The organism is Rothia sp. QJM3NY_36 (genome assembly GCF_056173115.1).
In genome coordinates, this window is sequence record NZ_CM149658.1 from 2,213,235 (window position 1) to 2,236,219 (window position 22,985).

Genomic DNA, 22,985 nt, shown 5'->3' on the forward strand with positions numbered 1-22,985 from the left:
CCACCCTACGACGCCGCCGTCGGCCTGATGCGCCGGCCGGGTCAGTGCTCCTCGGTCTGGGTGGAGTCCGTGAGGGTCCGCACCCCGATGCACCCCATGACCAGCACGATCCCGGCGAGGATCGCGAAGGAGATCTGCTGGGAGTGCACGAAGCCGTCCACCATCGCCGCGTCCCAGGCGCCTTGCGGGAGGCTGCTGCCCACCACCGCGGCCATGACGGTGCCGACGATCGCCACGCCCACGGCGTTGCCCAGCTCCTGGGCCGTGTCGTTCAGGGCGGAGCCGATGGAGGTGTGGGATTCCGGCAGGGCCCCCACCAGGGCCACCGCGCCCGTGGTCATGATGATCCGCATCCCGGCGGTCATGATCAGCATGCCGACGGCGCACCACAGGTAGCCGCGGGTCAGCGCCTCGATCCAGATCACCAGGGCCACCAGCACGCACACCAGCCCGATGAGGCTGGTGCGGCGGTGTCCGATCCGGGCGACCAGCCCGTCCACCAGCGGGCTCACGGCCAGCATGCCGACCACGAAGGGCAGGTTGGCCAACCCGGCCCGGAACGCGGACCAGCCCCAGGCATACTGGTACAGCTGGGTCGAGACGAACATGACGCCGACCATCGCGATCATCACGGAGGTCTGCAGGATCGCGGAGCCGCGCACGGTGCGCAGACCCAGCAGCCTCAGATCCAGCATCGGGTCCGTGGCGGTGCGCTCCCGCCGGAGAAAGCCCAGCAGGCAGGCCAGACCGCCGACGAGGATCAGCAGCGTGCAGGCATCGGACCAGCCCCATTCGGTGCCGGCGGTGAAGGTGTAGAGGGTCAGTCCCAGCGCTCCGACGGAGAGCAGGCCGCCGGGGACGTCCACCCCGCCGCGGCGCAGGTCCTCGGCGCGGTCGGCGGAGACCCCGAAGCGCACGCCGATCCAGGCGAGCAGGGCGGCCGGGGCGTTGAGGACCAGCAGGGCCTGCCAGGGCAGGTGCTCCACGGCCAGACCGGCCAGGGTGGGGCCCACGGCGAAGCCGATCATGGAGACCATCATGATCAGGCCGATGGCCTTGCCGCGCAGGAGATCGTCGTCGAACAGGCGGAAGATCAGGGACATGGTGATCGGCGCCATGAGCGCGGCGAAGGCCCCGGACAGGGCGCGCACCGCGATCAGCTGCCCCGGGGTGTGCACCAGCAGCACCGCCAGCCCGGCCAGACCGAACAGGGCGAGGCCGGTGAGCAGGGTGCGACGGCGCCCGAGCTTGTCCCCGATGGTGCCGCCGACCATGAGCAGGCCCCCGAAGGTCAGGGAGAAGGCCCCGACGATCCACTGCAGGTCCGTGGGGCTGGCGTGCAGATCCCGGCCGATGGTGGGCAGAGCCACGTTGAGGATGGAGTTGTCCACCATCTCCACGAGCATCGCCAGGCACAGCCCCAGCAGCGCGGGCCAGGCCGCCCGCAGGGATCGGGGGGGGCGGATCGGCGGGGAAGGTGGCGCCCGCCGCGGTGGGCGGCGACGTCGCCGCGGGCGGCGTCGGCGGAGACCTCCGGGGTCTCGGTGGTCAGGGTGGTCATGGTGAAAGCCTCTCCGTGAGGATCGAACGACGCTCGAGGATAGAACGCCGTTCGATCAATCGAACTGCGTTCGAGCCTAGAACGATGTTTGATCCTGCGCAAGCCCGTGCGTAGCCTCGGGGCCATGACCCCCGAGTCCCGCGCCTCCCGCCGCCCCGCCCGACGCCGCGCCACCCTCTCCGTGGAGGCCATCGTGGACGCCGCGATCGGCTTCCTGGACCGCGAGGGCGCGGAGAAGCTGACCCTGCGGGCCCTGGCCGCGAGCCTGGACAGCGGGGTGGCCAGCCTCTACTGGTACGCCTCCGGCAAGGACGAGCTGATGGCGATGGTGGCCGACGAGGTGCTGGGTCGGGCCCTGGCCGAGGACGAGCGGCTGGCCGCAGCAGGCCGCAGTGCCCCGGCCTCCTTCGAGGGCTTCCCCGCTCCCGCCCCGGACCCCCGCACCAGCCCGGGCACGGCCGAGGCCCTGGGGGACCTGCGCCGACTCTCCCTGTGCCTGTTCACCCAGATGCTGGAGCACCGCTGGCTGGCCGAGCAGCTGATCCACGCCGGCCCCGACGAGGAGCACGCGCTGCGCACCTGGGAGCGCACGGGCCGGATCCTGCAGCGCATGGAGCTGAGCACCGCCCAGCAGTTCCACGCCTCCCTGGCGGTGACCAACTACGCCTCCGGCATGGGCGCGGAGATCTCCCAGCGCCAGAGCGAGGAGGAGGACGCCGACGTCGAGCAGATGTTCCGCGAGCAGCTGGAGCGCTGGGGGCACACCAGCACCGAGCAGTTCCCCTTCGTGCACTCCGTGCTCGGGGAGTTCCACCGCCATGATGACCGCACCGAGTACATCGCCGGCCTGGGCCTGCTGCTGGGCGGCATCGAGCGCCAGACCTGGGGGTGAGCGAGCCCGCGGCGCTCGCCCAGCCCGCGCCGACCCCCACCTAAACTGGGGGTGGACGCACCATCCGCCACAGACCGCGAGGAACGACGATGACCACCGGTATCTTCCTGGACGCCATGACCCCGCGAGCCGGCAAGACCCTGATCGCCCTGGGCCTGGCCGACTCCCTGATCCGCCGCGCGGACCGCGTCGGCTACTTCCGGCCCGTGCACCTCGGGGACACCCCCGCCCAGGACCCCCGGATCCGGCTGATGAAGGAGACCTTCGACCTGGACGACGCGGCCGCTCGCGGCGGGGTCTCCCTGGCCCAGTGCCGCGAGTACCTGGCCTCCGGAACCCAGGATGAGCTGGCCAGCGCGTGCCTGGCGATCTACTCGGAGATGGCCCCGGACTACGACGTCGTCATCGTGGACGGCACGGATCTGCTCGCGCACAACGCCGCGACCGCGGAGTTCGACCTCAACGCCCGCCTGGCCAAGACCATGGGCTGCTCCGTGCTCGCGGTGATCAGCGGGGCGCAGGCCGAATCCGTGGAGGACATCGTCAACTCCGTGGAGGTGACCCGCTCGGAGCTGCGCTCAGCCAAGACGGACCTGCTCGGCGTGGTCGTGAACCGGGTGGACCCGGAGCGGGTGGCCGAGGTCGCCGAGCGCACCCCGGCCGGACGCCGCGGCGGGCAGGTGTACGTGATCCCGGAGAACCCGGCGATCTCCCAGCCCACCGTCGCGGACGTGATCCGCCAGCTCGCCCTGGACGAGACGGATCTGCGCGCGGGCGCTGACCGGGACATCCAGGCGGTGAAGGTCGCGGCGATGACGGTCGGGAACTTCCTGGAGCAGATGGGCGACGGGGACTTCATCATCACCCCCGCGGACCGGGCCGACGTCGTCATGGCCACCCTGGCCTCCGCCCTGTCCCCGAGCTTCCCGGCCCCCGCCGGCGTGCTGCTGTCCGGGGACCACCTGACCGGCACGGCCACCCAGGCGCTGATCGACGCCGCCCCGTTCCCCGTGCTGCGCACCGGCCAGGACACCTACTCCGCCGCGCAGGCCGTGGGCCGGGTGCAGGGGGACCTGCGCGCCGGGGAGCGGCGCAAGATCGCCGCGGCCCTGGGCGAATGGGCCAACGCGGTGGACGAGCAGGAGCTGCTGCACCGGCTGGAGCTGCCCCGCCCCGCGACGATGACCCCGCTGCGGTTCCTGCACAACCTCATCGAGACCGCCCGGGCCCAGCGGCGTCGGATCGTCCTGCCGGAGGGCGAGGACGTGCGGGTGCTGCGCGCCGCGGAGATCATCGTGCGCCGGGACTTCTGCGATCTGATCATCCTGGGCGAGGCCGCGAAGATCCGGGAGCTGGCCCAGAACGAAGGCCTGGCCCTGGAGCTCAGCGACGACGAGGAGCCGGCCCGCGGCGCGGTGCGCCTGATCGACCCGTCCACCTCCGCCCTGCGGGAGGCCTACGCGCAGGAGTACGCGCGGCTGCGCGCCCACAAGGGCGTCACCCAGGAGCAGGCGATGGAGCGGATGCTGGACGGCAGCTACTTCGGCACCATGATGGTCCAGCTCGGCGACGCCGACGGCATGGTCTCCGGGGCCGCGCACACCACCGCCAACACCATCCGCCCCGCCCTGGAGTTCGTGAAGACCAAGGAGGGCGTGAAGATCGTCTCCTCCGTGTTCTTCATGCTCCTGGAGGACCGCGCCCTGGTCTACGGGGACTGCGCGGTGAACCCCAACCCGGATGCGGCGCAGCTGGCGGACATCGCCCGGGCCTCCGCGGCCACCGCCCGGCAGTTCGGCGTCGAGCCCCGGGTCGCGATGCTCTCCTACTCCACCGGCGGCTCCGGGTCCGGGCAGGACGTGGACACGGTGCGCGAGGCCACCGAGCTGGTGCGCTCCGCGGATCCGGACTTCCCGGTGGAGGGCCCGATCCAGTACGACGCCGCCACGAACGCCTCGATCGCCGCCTCCAAGCTCCCGGACTCCGCGGTGGCCGGGCAGGCGACGGTCTTCGTGTTCCCGGACCTGAACACCGGGAACAACACCTACAAGGCCGTCCAGCAGTCCTCCGGCGCGGTCGCGGTGGGTCCGGTGCTGCAGGGGCTGCGCAAGCCGGTCAACGACCTCTCCCGCGGCTGCACCGTGGACGACATCGTCAACACCGTGGCGATCACCGCGATCCAGGCGCAGCAGGACTGAGCCCCGGGGCGGCGGGCTCGCCCCGCCCCGCCTCCGAACGGCTCCGGCCGGGGATGGGGTCGGGGTGGGCGGGACGGCTGGGGCGGGGGCTCAGACCTGGGTGTCGTCGAAGTAGGTCTGGCGGCGCCGGATCAGCCCGGCGTCGTCGAACTCCAGGACGTCCGCGAAGGGCGCGCGCACCTCGGTGCCGTCCTTCAGCCGCCCGGTGAACACCCCCTCCACGAACACGGTGCGGGAGGCCTCGTCGGGGATGAGGTGGGTGATGCCGTGCTTCCCGGAGGCGATCATCCGCTCCCCGGTGTAGAAGGCCACCAGCGCGTCCGCGCCCTCGAAGGCCGGGTAGCCGGGGCGCTTGTACACGGCGTCGGAGGCGAACAGCGGGGGCACGTCGGCCGGGACGGTGTCCACGGTGTCGTAGTAGGTGCGGGCCAGCTCTGCCAGGGTGCTCACGGGTGTTCCTCTCCTCGATGCGGGGCGTCGCTGCTGCGGCGACGCGCCTTCCGACGGCGCGCTCCTCCAGGCTAAGCCCCGCCGCGGATGAGATGATCGGGGGGTCACATTTCCCGCACGTCCCCGGCGAAGGAGCCCCCTTGCTCGTCCTGGTCATCAACTCCGGATCCTCTTCGATCAAGTACCAGGTGCGGGAGGTGAGCACCTCCGAGGAGAACACGGACCCGTACACCTCCTCGATGCCCGCGATCAACGAGCGGATCACCCTGGAGCGGGCCACCCTCGGCGTGGACGGGGATCAGGTGCTGGCCAAGGGGCTGATCGAGAACATCGGGGAGCCCGGCGGGGCGAAGGACCACGCTGAGGCCCTGGACCAGATGAGCGAGGAGCTGGACGCCGCGCTGGACGGTCGGGAGATCGACGCCGTCGGGCACCGGGTGGTGCACGGCGGGGAGCGCTTCTCCGCCCCGGTGATCGTCAATAACGAGATCGTGCGCGCGATCGAGCGCCTGGCCCCGCTGGCCCCGCTGCACAACCCCGCCAACGCGATGGGCATCCGCGCGATCCAGCGCAAGTGGCCGCACCTGCCGCAGGTGGTCGTGTTCGACACCGCCTTCCACCGCTCCATGCCGGAGTACGCCTGGCGCTACGCCCTGCCGGATGAGTTCTACCGGATGCACGGGATCCGCAAGTACGGCTTCCACGGCACCAGCCACGACTACGTCACCCAGAAGGCCTGCGAGCACCTGGGGGTGGAGCGCAGTAGCTTCGACGGGATCATCGCCCACCTGGGCAACGGCGCCTCGGTGACCGCGATCCGCGGCGGGGAGTCCATCGACACCTCGATGGGGTACACCCCGCTGGCCGGGCTGGTCATGGGCACCCGCTCCGGCGACGTCGACCCCTCCGTGCTGACCTCCCTGATGCAGCGTCAGGGCATGGACCCGGAGGAGATGGCCCGGACGCTCAACAGCGAGTCCGGGCTGAAGGCCATCGGCGGGACCAACGACATGCGGGAGCTGTCCATCCGCGCGGTCAACGGCGACGAGTCCGCGCAGCTGGCCCTGGACATGGCCGCCTACCGCCTGGCCCTGTACATCGGCGGATACCACGTGGCCGTGGGCGGGGCGAAGACCCTCGTGTTCACCGCCGGGATCGGGGAGAACTCCGCGTACTTCCGCGAGCTGGTGCTGCAGCGCCTGGGCGCCCTGGGCATCACGCTGGACGAGCACGCCAACGCCCGCCGCTCCTCCGAGACCCGGGTGATCTCCGGGGAGGATTCGGCGATCACGGTGCTCGTGGTGCCCACGGACGAGGAGCGGGCGATCGCCGAGGCGACGGCCGGCCTGGTGGTCGCGCGCCGTCAGCGGGGCGCCCGTCGGTAGCACCCGGCTACAGTAGTCGGAGATCACCGCCGCCTGTGCGGCGCACCATCGCGGGGAAGGGGCAGCCATGACCGATCAGCCCGACGGCGCAGCGCGAGGACCGGAGGGATCCGGGGCGGGGGGTCCCGGGGGACCCGGTGGTCCGACGTCGGGCGGGGCCGGGGCAGGCGCCCCGGGCGGACCGACGTCGGGCGGGCCCGGCGGACAGGGAGGCCCCGGGGGCCCGGGCGGGACCGGGCCGGGCTTCCCGCCCCCGGGGATCGTGCGGCGGACCTACGGCGCGCCGGGCACCACACCCGCGGCCGCCGCCTTCCCTCCCCAGCCCCTGCCGGATGACCTCTCCGGCGGCTGGGTCCCGGAGGACGCCCGCCAGAACCCGGCCAGCCCGTTCCCGGCGCCGAAGCTGTTCGGCTTCCAGTCCCTGCTCGCCGGCCCGCTGCTGGGCAGGATCCGGCACGCCGCGGAGATCCCGTGGGTCGTCGTCGGCGTGGTGATCACCGTGGTGGGGTGGCTGTTCGCCTGGTACGTGATGCTGGTGAACCTGGTCTTCGGCCGGCAGATCGCCGGGATCATGCGCCGCGGGCAGCCCGGCGAGCCGCTGTACGAGCTGATCGGCTTCGCCCAGTCCCTGTCCGCGCAGATCATCGCGCTGGCGATCGTCGCCCCGATCGTGTTCTTCCTCGCCCGCGCCCTGATGTACGCGCAGATCCGGCTGAGCGGGGTGCGGATCACCCCCACCCAGTTCCCGGAGGCCTACCGGATGGTCGTGGAGGCCGCCGAGGCGGCGGGCCTGCGCCGGGTGCCGGACGCGTACGTGATGCTGGGCAACGGACAGATCAACGCCTTCGCCGCCGGTCACGGGCACCGCCGCTTCATCGCCGTGTACTCGGACCTGTTCGAGATCGGCGGGACGGCGCGGGACCCGGAGGCGCTGCGGTTCATCATCGGGCACGAGGTCGGGCACATCGCCGCCGGTCACGTCTCCTACTTCCGCCTGCTGGGACTGTCCCTGTTCAACCAGATCCCGGTGCTGGGCAACATCCTCTCCCGCGCCCAGGAGTACACCGCGGACAACTTCGGCTACCGCTTCTGCCCGCAGGGGGCACGCGGGCAGATCAAGGTCCTCGCGGCCGGCAAGTACCTCAACGCGGACGTGAACTTCGACGAGTTCGCGGACCGCGCCGTGTACGAGCGCGGCCTGTTCACGTGGCTGGCGAACCTGGGGATGACCCACCCGGCCAACACCTGGCGGGCCCACGCCCTGCGAGACCGCTCCCGCCCCGGGCGCCTGATCTGGCGGCCCAAGCAGAACCCGCCGCGCGAGCCGCTGAGCATGGTCCCGGCCGCCGAGCCGGCCGCCTCCTGGGCGGATCCGCTGCAGGCGGGGCGCTTCACGGACGCCTACCACCCCGCGCCGGAGAACCAGCACTGGGGCATCAACGCCACGCACCGCTGGGTGCCGGTGGAGCGGCGCGACGCCCCCGTCCCGGATCTGCTGGACACCCTGTGGGTGGCCCCCGGGGTGCGCCGCAGCCCCGTGCCCCCGGCGGGCCCGGCCGGGGCGGGTTCCTCCGACGGGGATCCCGAAGCGGACGGCCCCGAGGCAAGCGGCCCCCGCCGGTGAGATGCGGGTTCCGTTCTGAGATGCGCCGTTCGTGTTGAGATGCGCCCCGCCGTGCAGCATCTCAGCACGAACGGCGCATCTGAACACAAACCCCGCCCCGCAGCGACCGGCCGACGCCGCCGCGCGGGAATCCTGTCACCCGTTCCGTGCAGGGAGCGGACCCGGACCGCGCCCAGACCCTACGATGATCCGCGATGCGCCGCACCCGTCGCGGCGCCTCGGCATCACTCGCACTCCCAGGACAGAGATCACCCATGCCCCTGCACGATCGCCGCGCCGTCCTGCGCGCAGCCCTGACCAGCGGCACGCTCGCCGCCGGCGCCCTGGCCCTCACCTTCCCCGCCTCCGCCGCAGAGCGCACCGACGCCGCCCGGGCCGCCGAACAGCGCGCCGGCCGGCGGGTGGCCGTCATCGGCTCCGGATACGGCGGGGCCGTGGCCGCGGACCGGCTGACCCGCCGCGGCATCCCGGTGGACCTCATCGAGATGGGCGTGGACTGGGACTCCTTCCCCAAGGACGGCGGGCGCACCTTCACCTCGATGACCAAGCCCACCTCCCGCTCGGTGTGGTTCGAGACCCGCACGGACATGCCCTTCAGCACCCTCGGCGGCTTCGACCTGATCAACCGCGACGTCGCCGCCGGCGCCGGGGTGCTCGGCATCGAGCACTTCGAGCAGATGAAGGTGTACGTAGGGCGCGGCGTCGGCGGCGGCTCCCTCGTCAACGGCGGCATGGCCGTGACCCCGGATCGGGCGTTCTTCGAGCAGGTGCTGCCGCAGGTCGACGCCGCACAGATGTACTCCCGCTACTTCCCCGAGGCCAACCGGGCCCTGGGCGTGCAGGCCCCGGCGACCGCCCTGGTGGGCACCGCCGCGTACTACCAGTTCGCCCGCGTGGCCGCCTCCCACGCGGCCAAGGCCGGGTACCGCACCGTGCCGGTGCCCAACGTCTACGACTGGGACCACATGCGCCGCGAGGGCCACCGGCGCGCCGAGCGCTCGGCCCTGGCCCAGGAGGTGATCTACGGGAACAACCACGGCAAGAAGTCCCTGACCCGGACCCTGCTCAAGAAGGCCCTGGACACCGGGCTGGTCAACCTCACCTCGCTGACGGAGGTCACCGGCATCACCCGCCAGGAGGACGGCGCCTACCGGCTGGAGCTGAAGACCATCGACTTCAGCGGGAACGTCCTGTCCCGCAGCACCCGCGTGTACGACCGCGTCATCCTCGCCGCCGGCTCCGTGGGCACCGCGCGGCTGCTGATGAAGGCACAGCACGACGGCGGCGTCGCCGGTCTGCGCGGCAACGACGGCATCGGCGCCGGGTGGGGTCCCAACGGCAACACCATGCTGGCCCGCTGGCTGGGCTTCGGCACCCGCACCGACTCCCTGCAGTCCACCATCCCCGCCCTGGGCATCCGGGCCTGGGACGGCTCCCAGAACTCCGTGTTCGCGGAGATCGCGCCGTTCCCGGCTGGTCTGGAGACCCACTCGAACGTGTACCTGGCGATCACCAACAACCCGAATCTGGCGCGCTTCGGGTGGGACCCCGCCCGCGGGCTGAGCCTCGGCTGGACCCAGCAGATGTCCCAGCCCTCCGTGGCCGCGGTGCGCGCGGTCTTCGACCGCATCAACGCCGCGAATCCGGGCACCCGGTACCGCGGGGATCTGTTCGAGGGCGGCAAGCAGTTCACGGACTACTTCACCTACCACCCGCTCGGCGGGGCGGTGCTCGGCCAGGCCACCGACGAGCAGGGCGAGGTCCGCGGCGCCCCGGGGCTGTTCGTGATGGACGGCTCCCTGATCCCCGGAAAGATCGGCGTCAACCCGTTCGTCACGATCACCGCCCTGGCGATGCGCTCCATGGACCGGCTGCTCGAGGCCGGCCGCTTCTCCTGATCCGCCCCGCACGAGGACCTCTCCGCACCCGACTCGCACCGAATCGAGGAACCCATGTCATCCACCTCCCGGCCGCATCTTCCCGCTCCCACCCGCCGCGCGATGCTCAAGGGCGCCGCGTGGGGCGCTCCCGCCGTCGTCGTGGCGACGGCGGCGCCGGCGGCCGCCGCGAGCGTCCTGCCCGATCAGCCCACGGACCTGGCCATCGACGTCGTGGACCCGCCCGTGGATATGGACACCTGGCAGCCGGAGATGACGGTGCCCGTCTACCAGCAGGACCTGAGGACCGTCGCGCAGATGGCGAGCCTGCCGCCCATGGTGCGGGTGACCAACGTGGGCTCCGTGCCGGCCGTGAACCCGGTGGGGACCTTCGAGGCGGCGATGAAGGACTACGCCTCGGACTACATCCCGCTGGGCAGCAACCAGGTGAAACTCGCCTCCGGGACCCCGCAGGCCACGCTCACCGAGATCCCCACCCCGGTCTTCGCCAAAGGCGAGGGGTCCAAGTGGAACTGGTCCTGGTCCGGCACCCTGCAGCCCAGCGACGTCGCGGAGATCCCGCTGAAGTACTGGGTGCGCTCCCCCTTCGCCAACGTGACCTTCGAGCTGCTGGTGGTCGCCTTCGTCCAGGACGAGCAGGAAGGCGACTGGGACGACAACTCCGAACGCCTCGGCCAGGTCCCCGGCTTCACCGCCTGAGCTGCGCAGCCTCTCTCCCCTCCGCGACGTCGCCCCCCACCTCCCTCCTCCCCCCGGCGTCGCCGAGTCATCGATTCCTGCGGGTTTTCGGCCGAAAACTCGTCGGAATCGATGACTCGGCGCTGGGATCTCTGCGGAGAGTGGGGCGCTCCGAGTCGGCGATCCGCTCCCGGAGCGCTGCGGCATCGTGCCAGGCTCCATGGATCAGGAGGATGCGGGGGAAGGCAGCCATGGGCCATACCCTGTCCCCTCAACCGTGACGCATGTTACCCTGGGGTCGTCCGTGTCCCCTGCGTCAGGAATCCCGGTGGATCTGCTCCCTCTCAGCCGATAAGCGCCGCGGAGCCCCCGCGCCCCTCGGCACCCGCATCTGCCGACGAGGGAGCGCACCATGCCCACATCCGCCATCACCATCCACGACCTGACCTTCTCCTGGCCGGATTCCACCCCCTGCCTCGCCGCCGCCGACGCCGCCTGGGGTCCCGGCCTGCACGGGATCATCGGACCCAACGGCTCCGGGAAGACCACCCTGGTCCGCCTCATCACCGGAGACCTCACCCCTGCCGTCGGCGCCGTCTCGGCTCCAACCCCCATCCACGTGATGCCCCAGGATCTGGGGGTGCGCGCCGAGGCGCGGGTGGCCGAGGTGCTCGGTGCGGCCGGGACCCTCGACGCCCTCGAGGCCGTCATCGCCGGGAGCGCCGACCCCGCCCTGTACGAGCGCATCGGCGAGGACTGGGACATCGAGGAGCGCATCGCGAGCGCCCTGGCCCGCGCCGGACTGCCCGGGCTGGACCCGCACCGGCGCATCGGAGAGCTCTCCGGGGGCCAGGCCGTGCGCGTCGCCCTGGCGGGGATCCACCTGGCCCGCCCGAAGGCGCTGATCCTGGATGAGCCCACCAACAGCCTGGATGCCGCGGGACGCGAGCTGCTGGCCGCCCTGCTGGCGGAGCTGCGCGGGCGCATCCCAGTGCTCGTCGTCAGCCACGACCGCACCCTGCTGGAGGAATGCGACACGATCACCGGGCTGGTCCCCGCGCAGTTCACCCGAGGGCATCGGGCGGTGGCCGCGACCCTGCGGCAGGTCGAGGGCCCGTACTCCGTGTGGGAGCAGACCGCGAGCGCGGAGCAGAACACGGCCCGACGTCGGGTGCGGGAGGCCGCGGCGGAGCTGGACCGGCAGCGTCGGGAGCGGATCGCCCTGCAGACCCGGGAAGCCCGGGATGCCCGGCGCGGAGCTCGGGCTGAGCGCGAGGGCAGGTACGCCCCGCTGGCGGCCGGGAACAAAAAGCGCGCGGCGCAGCGCACGGCGGCCCGGCGTCGCGGGGTGCACTCCGAGCGGGAGGAGGCCGCCCGCGAGCGCCTCGAACAGGCGCAGTCCGGGCTCGCGGTCCGCCCCCGGGTGCACCTGGAGCTGCCGGAGACCTCGGTGGCGGCCGGGACGAAGATCGTGGAATTGCAGATCTCCGACGAGCTCGCGCAGCGGGAGGAGCCTCTGCCCACCGAGCTGGCGCACGTGATCCTCACCGGACCGGAGCGGGTGCGCCTGGCCGGGGCCAACGGCTCCGGGAAGTCCACGCTGATCCGCCGCATCCTCGCCCACCCTGGCGAGGTCCCCCCGGCCGAAGCCCCGCCGAGTCCGTACACGGTGCGCTTCCGGGTGCCGGAGACGGGGCACCTGCCGCAGCGGATCCTGCTGGACCCGGAGGCCACCGTGCTCTCCTGCGTGGCGGCGTCGAACCCCGGGGCCTCCGAGCAGCAGCTGCGGGATCGGTTGGCGGCCCTGCTGTTCCGGCGCGAGGAGGTCTTCTCCCGGGTCGGGGACCTCTCCGGCGGGGAGCGGCTGCGGGTCGCGCTGGCCCGGGAGCTGCTGGCCGCCCCGGCCCCGCGCCTGCTGATCCTGGATGAACCCACCAACGCCCTGGACCTGCCCACCGTGGACTGGCTGGTGGACGCGCTGAGCACCTACCGGGGCGCGCTGCTGCTGGTGACCCACGACGACGATCTCGCGACCCGCGTGGGCATCCAGCGCACGCTGGACCTGGACGCCGTCGGACCCTGACCCCTCCCGCCACCCCTTGCCTCCCTCGCGCCCACCGACGTCGCCGAGTCATCGATTCCTGCCGGCTTTCGGCCGAAAATCCGCAGGAATCGATGACTCGGCGCTGGGGGCGGGGCGCTGAGGTGGGCGGGCGGGGCGCTGCGCTGGGCGCGGGACGGGCGACGCGCCTGTGACGCAGGCTATGCAATCCGGGCCCGGGAGTTTATTCTGGTTCTAAATAAACTCGTTCGGGCCGTGCCGCAGCGTCGCGCGCACCCGGCCCGCCTCCCGGACGACGACGCCCGCGCTGCCGCGAGAAATGAGGACACCATGGCCGCCATCTCCTTCGACGACGTCACCTGCCGCTACCCCGGGGCGGATCGGGACTCCGTCTCCCACCTGGACCTGGACATCCGCGACGGCGAGTTCCTGGTGCTCGTGGGCCCCTCCGGCTGCGGCAAGTCCACGGTGCTGCGGATGCTCGCCGGGCTGGAGGACGTCACCGAGGGCAGCATCCGCATCGGCCAGAAGGACGCCACGGACCTGCCCTCCAAGGAGCGGGACATCGCGATGGTCTTCCAGAACTACGCCCTGTACCCCCACCTGTCCGTGCGGGAGAACATCGCCTTCCCGCTGAAGATCGCCAAGATGCCCAAGGACAAGCGGGGCAAGCGCGTGGAGGAGGCCGCCCAGCTGCTGGACCTCACCGAGTACCTGGACCGCAAGCCCAAGGCCCTCTCCGGCGGGCAGCGCCAGCGGGTGGCGATGGGCCGGGCGATCGTGCGTCAGCCGCAGGTGTTCCTGATGGATGAGCCGCTGTCCAACCTGGACGCCAAGCTGCGCGTGCAGACCCGCACCCAGATCTCCGAGCTGACCGATCAGCTGGGGGTGACCACCGTGTACGTGACCCACGACCAGACCGAGGCCATGACCATGGGGGATCGGGTCGCGGTGCTGCGCGCCGGGAAGCTGCAGCAGGTGGACACCCCCGCGAACCTCTACGACCACCCGGCCAACGAGTTCGTCGCCGGGTTCATCGGCTCCCCGTCCATGAACATCCTGCAGGGCCAGCTGCGGGCCGACGGCGTGCACCTGGGCGACGCCGTGCTGCGCCGTCCCACCAGCCTCGCCGGCCGGGCCGAGGGCGCGGTGGATGTGGGGGTGCGCCCGGAGGACTTCGGGATCGTCGCCGAGGGCGAGGGCTTCGAGGTGCACGTGGACCTGGTGGAGGAGCTCGGGGCGGACGCCTACATCCATGCCTCCCTGCCGCGCCGCTCCCCGGTGAGCATGAAGAGCCCCAACACCGAGCGTCCCGCGCAGATCATCGTGCGCACGGACGGGCGGACCCCGGTGCGCCGCTACGACCGCCTGTTCATCGCCCCCACCGGGCGCCCGCACTTCTTCGACCCGGAGACCGAGGAGAACCTGGAGCCCACCGGGCCGCTGACCGGCGCGATCGACGTCGCCGCGGTGGCCGGGCAGGACCAGCGGGCGCAGGTGGACACCTCCGCCGTCTCCGACGACGCCGCCCCCTGGGCGGAGTAGCAACCGCGCCCACCGGCACGGGCACGGGAGAGCAGGACCCCGGCGGCACCTCCCCGCAGCCCTCCGACGCGGGCGTGCTCCCACCCCCGGGGGGCAGGGTCAGTCTTCCAGGGCGGCCGCGCGCACGGCCTCGATGCCGGCCCAGCAGGCGCCGATGCGCACGGCGTCGGCGCCGGCCGCCGAGGTGGACAGCCGCAGCCACGGGGCGGGGAGGTAGCGCTGGACTCGCTCGTGCAGCCACTCCAGGCGGGGCCGGATGGCCGGGGCGATGCCGCCGCCGATCACCACCGCATCCAGGTCCAGCGGTCCCGCCAGCACCGCGCACACCCGGGCCAGCCGGTCCAGGGCGTCCTCCACGATCCCGACGGCGACGGCGTCGCCCTCTTCGGCCAGGCGGAAGACGTTCTCCGCGCGCACCTGCTCCGGGGCCCACCGGGTCAGCCCGGTCCGACGGCGCTCCCGCCCGTCGGAGCCCGCCGGACCGGCCTCCTCCGCCCCAGTGCCCCCCGAATCGCCCCGCACCGTGTCGGCGGTCTGCGCGGCGGCGATCGCGGCCACCGCGGCCTCCCGGACGGTCTGGCCCACCGCTCCGGTGCCCTCCACGCCGGAGACCAGCCCCAGCACGGCCAGCTCCCCGGCACCACCGCGGCGCTGGCGCAGCAGCTCGCCCCCGAGCACCAGGCCCGCCCCGTAGCGCTCCCCCGCCAGCAGCAGGGCGAAGCTCTGCTCGGCGCGCGCCGGGTCCAGTGTCAGCTCGGACAGCGCGGCGAGGTTGGCGTCGTTCTCCACCCGGCAGACCCAGCCGCGCTCGGCGAACAGATCCGCCAGTCCGGGGTTCATCAGCTCCCAGTACTGGTTGGCCCCCTCCGGGGAGTGCCCGGCGGCATCCACCGGGGCGGGGATCCCGAGGACCACGCAGCCCACCCGCTCCGGTTCGACCCCGGCGATGCCCAGGGCCGTGTCCACGACGGCGCGCACCTCCTCGCGGCGCCGGGCGGCCTCCGCCGCGATCCGCTCGGCCGGGCACGGGGGCTCTCCGGGCTGGGGGACGGTGAGGTCCTGGGCGCGCTCGGCGAGCCCGAGATCCCGCCCGGCCAGGTCCGTGACGCGCGCGGCGATCCGGTGCTGCCCGGCGTCCACCCCCACCACGAGCGCCTTCTCCGCGGCGAAGGCGTAGCGCAGGGCGGGCCGGCCCTTGGTGTAGGCGGCGCCGGCGGCGCGGGTGTCCCGGGCGGGGCGCAGCCAGCCCTGTTCGGTCAGCTCCCGGCACACCGCCAGCACGGTGGCGCGGGTCAGCCCCGTGCGGCGCATCAGATCGCTGGCCGTGGCCGGCCGTCCCGCCCACATCGCATCCAGGACGGTGCGGGTGTTGAGGCGGCGCAGCAGGGCGGCGGAGCTGCCGCCTGCCGGGTCAGGGGTCGTCATGAGGCGCCATCCTTCCACGAGGTCGTTGCCTCGATTATATTTACGGTCTATATTTAGTCGAAGCGGTGCTGTGCGCCGCACCACAGCCCATCCGCGACGGCGCCGTCGGGCCCGTCGTCCGCCCTTCCAGGAGGTCGCCGTGCCCCACCTGCCGCCGGCTCGTTCCGCCACGGCTCCCGGGCCCCGCCCGCTGTCCCGCCGCTCCTTCCTCGGCGCGGCCGCCCTCGGCTCGCTGGCCCTGGGACTGTCCGCCTGCGGCGGCCCGGACGTCCCCCAGGTGCGCTTCTACCAGTCCAAACCCGAGGCCATCCCCTACTTCAAGAACCTGCTGAAGACGTTCAACGAGCAGCAGGACGGGAAGATCGAGGCGATCCACGACAGCGCCTCCAACCTCTCCAGCGGCTTCGCCCGCGCCGACCCGCCGGACCTGGGCTGCCTGAACTACAACTACGAGATGGCCCGCTTCCAGGAGCGCGGGGAGCTCTCCGACCTCTCCGATCTGCAGGCCGAGGCGAACATCGCCGATTCCATCCAGCAGCTCGTGGACCAGTACCCCACCTACCCGGGGCGGGTGTGCACCATCCCCTACTCGATGATGGCCGCCGCCGTGTTCTACAACAAGGCGATCTTCGACCAGCATGGGGTGCAGGTCCCGCAGACCTGGTCCCAGCTGCTGGAGGTCTGCGAGAAGCTCAAGTCCGCCGGGGTCACCCCGTTCTACCTCACCAGCGCGGACGCCTGGACCGTCTCCCAGGGCATCGCGGACTACAGCATCGGCGGGGCCATCGACGTCGGGGACTTCTTCCAGAAGCTGCGCGCGCAGGGGAAGGACTCCGGGCCGGACCGGGAGATCTCCTTCACCCGAGTGTTCAAGGAGCCGCTGAGCAAGGCGCTGCGGCTGATGGACTACGCCAACGACGACGCCGCCAACCGCAAGTACGGCGACGGCAACGTCGCCTTCGCCAACGGCCAGGCCGCGATGTACCTGCAGGGCCCCTGGGCCCTGAACGAGATCCTCACGGTGAACCCGCAGGCCGACATCGGCATCTTCCCGTTGCCCATGACCGAGGACCCCGCGGACCGCAAGGTGCGCGTGAACCTGGACCTGGCCCTGTGGATCCCGGAGAAGTCCGACCAGCCGGAGGCCGCCCGGACCCTGCTGCGCTATCTCATCACCCCCGAGGTGGCTGACGCCTACAACCAGCAGAACCTGGGCTTCGGGGTGCGCAATGACTCCCCGCCCGTCCCGGACCCGCGCCTGCAGGACCTGCAGAAGTACGTGGACCGCTCCGCCTTCTACCAAGGCGCTTCGGTGTCCATGCCCAAGACCGTGCCCTTCGAGAACTACATGCAGGGCATCTTCACGGGGCAGGACCTCGAGGAGACCCTCCGCAAGCTCGACGGCGACTGGCACCGCCTCGCCGAACGCCAACCCGCCAAGGACTGACCATGACGACACCGAGTCACGCCCAGCCGAGCGCGGCGGGCGCCCCCGCCGCCGGATCCGCAGCATCCCCCCACCGGGATGCAGCCTCCCACCCGCCGGCCCCGGCCCGGCGACGCCGACGCCGCGTGGATCCGGTCTACTACTGGTTCCTCGTCCCCGCGCTGGTGCTGTTCAGCCTGTGCATCGCCCTGCCGGCCGTGATGGGCATCTTCTACAGCTTCACCGACTCCATCGGCTTCGGCGACTGGGAGTTCGTGGGCCTGACCAACTACGCCGTGCTGTTCAGCGATCCCGGGATGCTCGGGGCCTACGGCTTCACCATCGGCGTCGCCCTGGTCACCGTCATCCTGGTGAACATCATCGCGCTGCTGCTGGCCATCGGACTCACCAGCCGGATCCGCTTCCGCACCACCCTGCGCACCATCTTCGTGCTGCCCATGGTGGTCTCCGCGATCATCATCGCCTTCGTCTTCCAGTTCATCTTCTCCAACACCATCCCCGCCGCCGCCGAGGCCATCGGCATCGACGCGCTGCGCGAGTCCATCCTCGCCAACCCGCACCTGGCGTGGATCTCCATCGTGCTGGTGACCACCTGGCAGGCGGTCCCGCAGGCCATGCTCATCTACATCGCCGCCCTGGTGACCATCCCGGGTGACGTCTACGAGGCCTCCTCCCTGGACGGGGCCACCCCGTTCCAGCAGCTGACCCGCATCACCGTGCCCATGATCTCCGGATACGTGTTGGTCAACGTGATCCTCGGCTTCAAGAACTTCCTGAGCACCTACGACATCATCGTCGGCCTGACCGGGGGCGGCCCCGGCACCGCGACCCGCTCCGTGGCCATGCAGATCTTCTCCGGCTTCGAGAACGGGGATTACGCCTACCAGATGGCCAACTCGACCATCTTCTTCCTCATCACCCTGGTCATCGCGCTGTTCCAGCTGCGCGTCTCCCGCGGAAGGACCCAGTTCTAGATGTCCGTCGATCCCAACGTCTCCGCCACCCCGCTGCCCGGCGGCCCCGAGCGCACCGCGCACGACGCCGTCGCAGGCTCCGCCTCCCCCACCACCCGGCGTCGTCGCCGCTCGGCGCACGGGACCAACTGGCCGCTGACCATCATCCTCATGGTCTGCTCCCTGTCCGTGCTCCTGCCGTTCTTCGTGGCCGTGTCCATGGCCTTCAAGACCACGGACCAGGCCGTGCTCGGCCAGGCCTTCAAGCTGCCCGCCCCCTGGAGCCTGGAGGGCTTCCGCGAGGCGTGGGAGCTGACCGACTTCCCGAAGGTCTTCGCGATCTCCCTGACCATCACCGTCTTCTCCACGGTGGGGGCGGTGCTGCTCTCCGCGATGGCCTCCTACGCCATCTCCCGCAACTGGAACCGCCGCTTCTTCCGCATCTCCTGCTACTACCTGCTGGCCGCGATGTTCCTGCCCTTCCCCGTGTTGGCCCTGTCCCAGGTCAAGCTCTCCGGGTACGTGCACCTGGCCAACCCGGTGGGCGTGATCGTCCTGCACATCATGTTCAGCCTGTCCTTCAACGTGCTGCTGTTCACCGCGTTCATCCGGTCCCTGCCGGAGGAGCTGGAGGAGTCCGCCCGGATGGACGGGGCCTCCACCTGGCGGATCTTCTGGACCCTGATGTTCCCGCTGATGATGCCGATGGCCGCGACCGTCGGGATCTTCACCCTGCTGGCCTCCTGGAACGACTTCATGATGCCCTCGATGATCATCGCGGACCCGAGCATGCAGACCCTGCCCGTGGTGCAGAAGATCTTCCAGACCCAGTTCAGCAACAACTACAACATCGCCTTCGCCTCCTACCTGCTGGCGATCGGCCCGTCCGTGATCGCCTACGCGATCTCCCAGAAGTGGGTCATGGCCGGTCTCACCCAGGGCGCCGTCAAGTAGCCCCGCGCCCCTTCCGCTTCCCGTCTCGAAAGGACACCCGCACCGCATGAGCACCGAGCGCACCGAGAACGCACCCGCCGTCGGCCTCTCCCCGGACCCGCAGTGGTGGCGCCAGGCCGCCGTCTACCAGATCTACCCCCGCTCCTTCGCCGACGCGGACGGCAACGGCATCGGGGACCTGCGCGGCATCACCGAGCGCGTGCCGTACCTGCGCGAGCTCGGGGTCGATGCCGTGTGGCTGAGCCCCTTCTACCCCTCGGACCTGGCCGACGGCGGCTACGACGTCGCCGACTACCGGGACGTGGACCCGAAGATCGGCACCCTGGAGGACTTCGACGCGATGGTCGAGGCCCTGCACGCCGCGGGGATCCGCCTGATCGTGGACATCGTGCCCAACCACACCTCGGATCAGCACGCCTGGTTCCAGGAGGCCCTGGCCGCCGGGCCCGGCTCCCCCGCACGCGAGCGGTACATCTTCCGGGACGGGCAGGGCCCGGACGGGGCCGAGCCGCCGGCGGACTGGATCTCGATCTTCGGCGGGCCCGCCTGGACCCGGGTGGACGACGGGCAGTGGTACCTGCACAGCTTCGCCCCCGAGCAGCCGGACCTGAACTGGGACAACCCCGAGGTGCGGGCGGACTTCCTGACCACCCTGCGCTTCTGGTCCGATCGGGGCGTGGACGGCTTCCGCATCGACGTCGCCCACGGCCTGGCCAAGGATCTGCCGGATCGGCTGCCCACCCAGGCGCAGCTGGACGAGATGCCCATCGACGGCACCCACCCGCTGTGGGACCGGGACGAGGTGCACGAGATCTACGCCGAGTGGCGGAAGGTCTTCGACTCCTACGACCCGCCGCGCACCGCCGTGGCGGAGGCGTGGGTGGAGGCGGACCGACGCCCAGCCTACGCCAGCCCGAAGGGTCTGGGCCAGGCCTTCAACTTCGACCTGCTCTCCGCGCACTTCGACGCCCGCAGCTTCAAGGACATCGTCTCCTTCAACACCGATCTGGCCGCCCGCTCCGGATCCTCCAGCACCTGGGTGCTGTCCAACCACGACGTCGTGCGCCACGCGACCCGCTACGGCCTGCCGGAGGTGCCCGGCAGGACGGACAAGGAGACCGGGGTCGCCTGGATCCTCTCCGGCGGGACCGAGCCGCAACTGGACGCCGAGCGGGGCCTGCACCGGGCGCGGGCGGCGACCCTGTTCGAGCTGGCCCTGCCCGGCAGCGCCTACCTGTACCAGGGCGAGGAGCTGGGCCTGCACGAGGTCGCGGACATCCCCGACGAGGACCGCCAGGACCCCACCTTCTTCCGCAGCCCCGGGGTGGACAAGGGCCGGGACGGCTGCCGGGTGCCGCTGCCCTGGACCCCGGAGGGCTCCTCCTTCGGCTTCGGCCCGGACGGGACCCACCTGCCGCAGCCGGACTGGTTCGGCCGGTACGCGGTGTCCGTGGAGGAACAGGATGAGGACTCGACGCTCACCCTGTACCGCCGGGCCCTGGCCGCCCGGCGCGAGCTGCAGGGGGCCGAGGAGCTGGAGTGGCTCGAGACCGGGGACCCGCAGGTGCTGGCCTTCGCCCGACCCGGCGGCTGGGTGTGCGTCACCAACTTCTCCGACCAGCCGGTGCGGCTGCCCGAGGCGCTGGCCGGCCAGGTGGTGCTGGGCTCCGCCGCGTCGTCGTCGGGAACCGTCCCCGCCGAGGCCACCCTCTGGCTGCGCCGCTGAGACTCACCCTCCCTCGCCTCCCCCGACGTCGCCGAGTCATCGATTCCGACGAGATTTCGGCCGAAAATCCGCAGGAATCGATGACTCGGCGCTGAGGACGGGGCGCTGGGGTGGGTTGTCGGGTGGGCCGGGCTAGGCGCCGAGCAGGGCGTCGATGGCGTCCACCAGGGCGATGTGCGCCAGGGACTGCGGGAAGTTGCCGGTCATCCGGGACCTGCGCAGGCTGTACTCGGTGCTGAGCAGGCCGACGTCGTTGGCCCGGTCCAGCACCGCGTCCAGGATCAGCCGACCCCGCTCGGTGCGCCCGGAGCGGATGTGCTGCTGGGCCAGCCACAGCGAGGAGGCCAGGTGCGGGTTGTCCTGGCCCTCGATACCGTCCAGCCCGTCCGCGTTGCGGTACCGGTAGATCAGCCCGGCCTCGGTGCCCAGCTCCTGTTCGATCCGCTCGGCCGTGCCCAGCATCCGCGGGTCGTCGAAGGCCACGAAGCCCACCTGGGCGATGTTCAGCAGCGAGGAATCCACCTCGGTGCCGCCGTAGACCTGCACGAAGGAGTTCAGCTCGGCGTCGTAGCCGTGCTCCCAGATCTGCTGGGCCAGCCGGTCCCGGGCGCCCGCCCACGCGGCGTCGTCCCCGGCCAGCCCGTGCACCCGCACCGCCCGCACCCCGGCGTCGAGCGCGGCCCACAGCATCACCTGCGAGTGGGTGTACACGTGGGTGCCCCCGTGCATCTCCCAGATGCCCTGGTCCTCCTCCCCCACGTGAGCGACGGCGGCGCGCAGCAGCGCCTGCTGCAGCGGCCAGGAGAGGTGATCCTCGGCGAAGCCCAGCCCACGCAGGCGCTCGAAGGTCACCATGAGCTGACCCATCGCGTCCCCCTGCAGCTGCTCGGCCGCGCCGTTGCCGCGGCGCACCGGCCGGGAGGACTCGTAGCCGGGCAGGAAGTCCACGGTGCGCTCCAGCTCATCGGACTCCCCGGCCACCCCGTACACGTTGTGCAGCTCCGAGGGGTCGTTGGCGATGGCCCGCAGCAGCCAGTTGCGCAGCTGGGCGGCCTCCCGCTCGTGCCCGTGGGTCGCGGCCACGTCCACCGCCTGGGCGACGTCGCGCAGCCAGCAGAAGCGGTGGTCCCAGTTGCGCTGTCCGCCGAGGACCTCCGGCAGGGAGGTGGTGGGCGCGGCGATCAGCCCGCCGGTCTCCCGGTTCATCAGGGCGCGGATCACCAGCAGCGAGCGCAGCCGGGCGTCCCGGTAGTCCTGCAGCCGCGGGTCCCGCTCGGCCTCCTCCGTCCCGGGATAGGCGGCCCCGTCCGCGGGCAGCACGGGCATCGTGGTGGTGGCCAGGGGCGCGGTGGTGGTCGGCACGGGGGCCGGGGCGGAGGAGTCATCCCACAGCTGGGTCCACTCGGACCAGTGCGCGACGGTGCGGTGCAGGGTGTCGTTGACGTCCAGCGGGGCCGGGGGGTTGCGGTGGGAGGGGAAGTAGGTGAGGGTGAAGTCCCGGATCTGCCCGGCGGCGATCTGGAACTGCCCAGCGTGGCAGCGGTCCCCCTCCTCCGGGACCGGGTCCCCGCGGAAGACGAGAGCATCGGGCCCGGCCATGGCCACGAGCATCGCCTCGGCCGGGTCCGGCAGTCCCGTGGCGGGGTCCGGGGCGCCGTCGTAGCGGGTCATCCAGGGGTGGGTGCGCCCGTAGCTGAAGCGCAGCTGCAGCTCCTGGTGCATCGTGACTTCGCCGATCAGCCCCTCCACGCGGCGCACGATCTCGGTGCGCTCGTTCAGGGGCATGAAGTCCGTGACGCGCACGGAGCCGGTGTCCGTGGTCCACACGGTGTGCAGGACGAAGGAGTTCTCCCCGTAGAAGCGCTCCACGACCTCCGCGCGCGGGGCGTCCTGTCCGGCGGCGCCGCCGGGGGCGACCTGCGCGGCGGCCGGGGCGAAGGCGGAGGCCGCGGGGGCCAGCAGCCAGCGGCCGTGATCGGGGGTGCCCAGCAGCGCGGCGAAGGCGGCCTCGGCGTCGAACCGGGGGGTGCAGAACCAGTCCACGGAGCCGTCCCGGGAGACCAGGGCCGCGGTGCTCATGTCCGAGAGCAGGGCGTAGTCCTCGATGTGTGAAGCCATGATCCCCAATCTATCGGCTGATGATCAGCAGGCGTGCTTTTCCTGTGGCGGCGGGGCGAAGATCACCGG

At 71.8% G+C, this 22,985-nt stretch carries 16 protein-coding genes; 12 read left to right on the top strand and 4 right to left on the bottom strand.

What is annotated here, in order from left to right; genetic code table 11:
* Positions 1-41: 41 nt before the first annotated feature.
* Positions 42-1,466 (bottom strand): MFS transporter, encoded by a 1,425-nt coding sequence (locus tag AC0VXQ_RS09875; protein ID WP_475529414.1) that lies wholly within the window; start codon positions 1,464-1,466, stop codon positions 42-44.
* A gap of 219 nt (positions 1,467-1,685) precedes the next feature.
* On the opposite strand from AC0VXQ_RS09875, the gene AC0VXQ_RS09880 reads away from it, so the two are divergent.
* Together AC0VXQ_RS09880 and pta are read left to right on the top strand one after the other, a co-directional pair.
* The gene (locus AC0VXQ_RS09880; protein ID WP_224799567.1) at positions 1,686-2,453 is read left to right on the top strand and encodes a TetR/AcrR family transcriptional regulator; all 768 of its coding nucleotides are present in this window, start codon (positions 1,686-1,688) and stop codon (positions 2,451-2,453) included.
* An 89-nt stretch (positions 2,454-2,542) separates the two neighbouring features.
* A complete protein-coding gene (pta, locus tag AC0VXQ_RS09885) occupies positions 2,543-4,651 on the top strand; it encodes a phosphate acetyltransferase (protein WP_224799566.1) in 2,109 nt (702 codons plus the stop codon).
* A gap of 90 nt (positions 4,652-4,741) precedes the next feature.
* Here the strand turns inward: pta and AC0VXQ_RS09890 are convergent, their stop codons facing one another.
* A complete protein-coding gene (locus tag AC0VXQ_RS09890; protein WP_224799565.1) occupies positions 4,742-5,101 on the bottom strand; it encodes a nuclear transport factor 2 family protein in 360 nt (119 codons plus the stop codon).
* Between the two features lie 140 nt (positions 5,102-5,241).
* On the opposite strand from AC0VXQ_RS09890, the gene AC0VXQ_RS09895 reads away from it, so the two are divergent.
* From AC0VXQ_RS09895 to AC0VXQ_RS09920, 6 genes are all read left to right on the top strand, one after another.
* Complete coding sequence (locus tag AC0VXQ_RS09895) at positions 5,242-6,486, top strand: acetate/propionate family kinase (protein WP_224799564.1); 1,245 nt, start codon at positions 5,242-5,244, stop codon at positions 6,484-6,486.
* A 262-nt stretch (positions 6,487-6,748) separates the two neighbouring features.
* The gene (locus AC0VXQ_RS09900) at positions 6,749-8,110 is read left to right on the top strand and encodes a M48 family metallopeptidase (RefSeq protein WP_318247398.1); all 1,362 of its coding nucleotides are present in this window, start codon (positions 6,749-6,751) and stop codon (positions 8,108-8,110) included.
* A 254-nt stretch (positions 8,111-8,364) separates the two neighbouring features.
* Positions 8,365-10,008 carry a GMC oxidoreductase gene (locus AC0VXQ_RS09905; protein ID WP_224799563.1) on the top strand — a complete coding sequence of 548 codons (1,644 nt, stop codon included), beginning with the start codon at positions 8,365-8,367 and terminating at the stop codon, positions 10,006-10,008.
* 54 nt (positions 10,009-10,062) lie between these two features.
* Positions 10,063-10,707: a hypothetical protein gene (locus AC0VXQ_RS09910; RefSeq protein ID WP_058743761.1), complete on the top strand. Its 645-nt coding sequence runs from the start codon at positions 10,063-10,065 to the stop codon at positions 10,705-10,707.
* Between the two features lie 391 nt (positions 10,708-11,098).
* Positions 11,099-12,769 carry an ATP-binding cassette domain-containing protein gene (locus AC0VXQ_RS09915; RefSeq protein ID WP_475528584.1) on the top strand — a complete coding sequence of 557 codons (1,671 nt, stop codon included), beginning with the start codon at positions 11,099-11,101 and terminating at the stop codon, positions 12,767-12,769.
* A gap of 309 nt (positions 12,770-13,078) precedes the next feature.
* A complete protein-coding gene (locus AC0VXQ_RS09920) occupies positions 13,079-14,293 on the top strand; it encodes an ABC transporter ATP-binding protein (protein WP_475528586.1) in 1,215 nt (404 codons plus the stop codon).
* Between the two features lie 99 nt (positions 14,294-14,392).
* Here the strand turns inward: AC0VXQ_RS09920 and AC0VXQ_RS09925 are convergent, their stop codons facing one another.
* On the bottom strand, positions 14,393-15,718 hold the full coding sequence (locus tag AC0VXQ_RS09925) for an ROK family transcriptional regulator (RefSeq protein WP_475528588.1): 1,326 nt from the start codon (positions 15,716-15,718) through the stop codon (positions 14,393-14,395).
* Between the two features lie 139 nt (positions 15,719-15,857).
* Here AC0VXQ_RS09925 and AC0VXQ_RS09930 point away from each other — a divergent pair, with 139 nt between their 5' ends.
* From AC0VXQ_RS09930 to AC0VXQ_RS09945, 4 genes are read left to right on the top strand one after another with little or no spacing between them, the layout of a single operon-like run.
* Positions 15,858-17,165: an ABC transporter substrate-binding protein gene (locus AC0VXQ_RS09930; RefSeq protein ID WP_242650431.1), complete on the top strand. Its 1,308-nt coding sequence runs from the start codon at positions 15,858-15,860 to the stop codon at positions 17,163-17,165.
* Between the two features lie 2 nt (positions 17,166-17,167).
* Positions 17,168-18,139, top strand: a complete 972-nt coding sequence (locus AC0VXQ_RS09935) for a carbohydrate ABC transporter permease (RefSeq protein WP_475528590.1) — start codon at positions 17,168-17,170, stop codon at positions 18,137-18,139.
* Positions 18,140-19,072, top strand: coding sequence for a carbohydrate ABC transporter permease (locus AC0VXQ_RS09940; RefSeq protein WP_081101478.1), 933 nt, complete (start codon positions 18,140-18,142; stop codon positions 19,070-19,072).
* Between the two features lie 46 nt (positions 19,073-19,118).
* Positions 19,119-20,798 (top strand): glycoside hydrolase family 13 protein, encoded by a 1,680-nt coding sequence (locus AC0VXQ_RS09945; protein WP_475528592.1) that lies wholly within the window; start codon positions 19,119-19,121, stop codon positions 20,796-20,798.
* 132 nt (positions 20,799-20,930) lie between these two features.
* Here the strand turns inward: AC0VXQ_RS09945 and AC0VXQ_RS09950 are convergent, their stop codons facing one another.
* Positions 20,931-22,916, bottom strand: coding sequence for a glycoside hydrolase family 15 protein (locus AC0VXQ_RS09950; protein WP_475528594.1), 1,986 nt, complete (start codon positions 22,914-22,916; stop codon positions 20,931-20,933).
* Between the last annotated feature and the right edge of the window lie 69 nt (positions 22,917-22,985).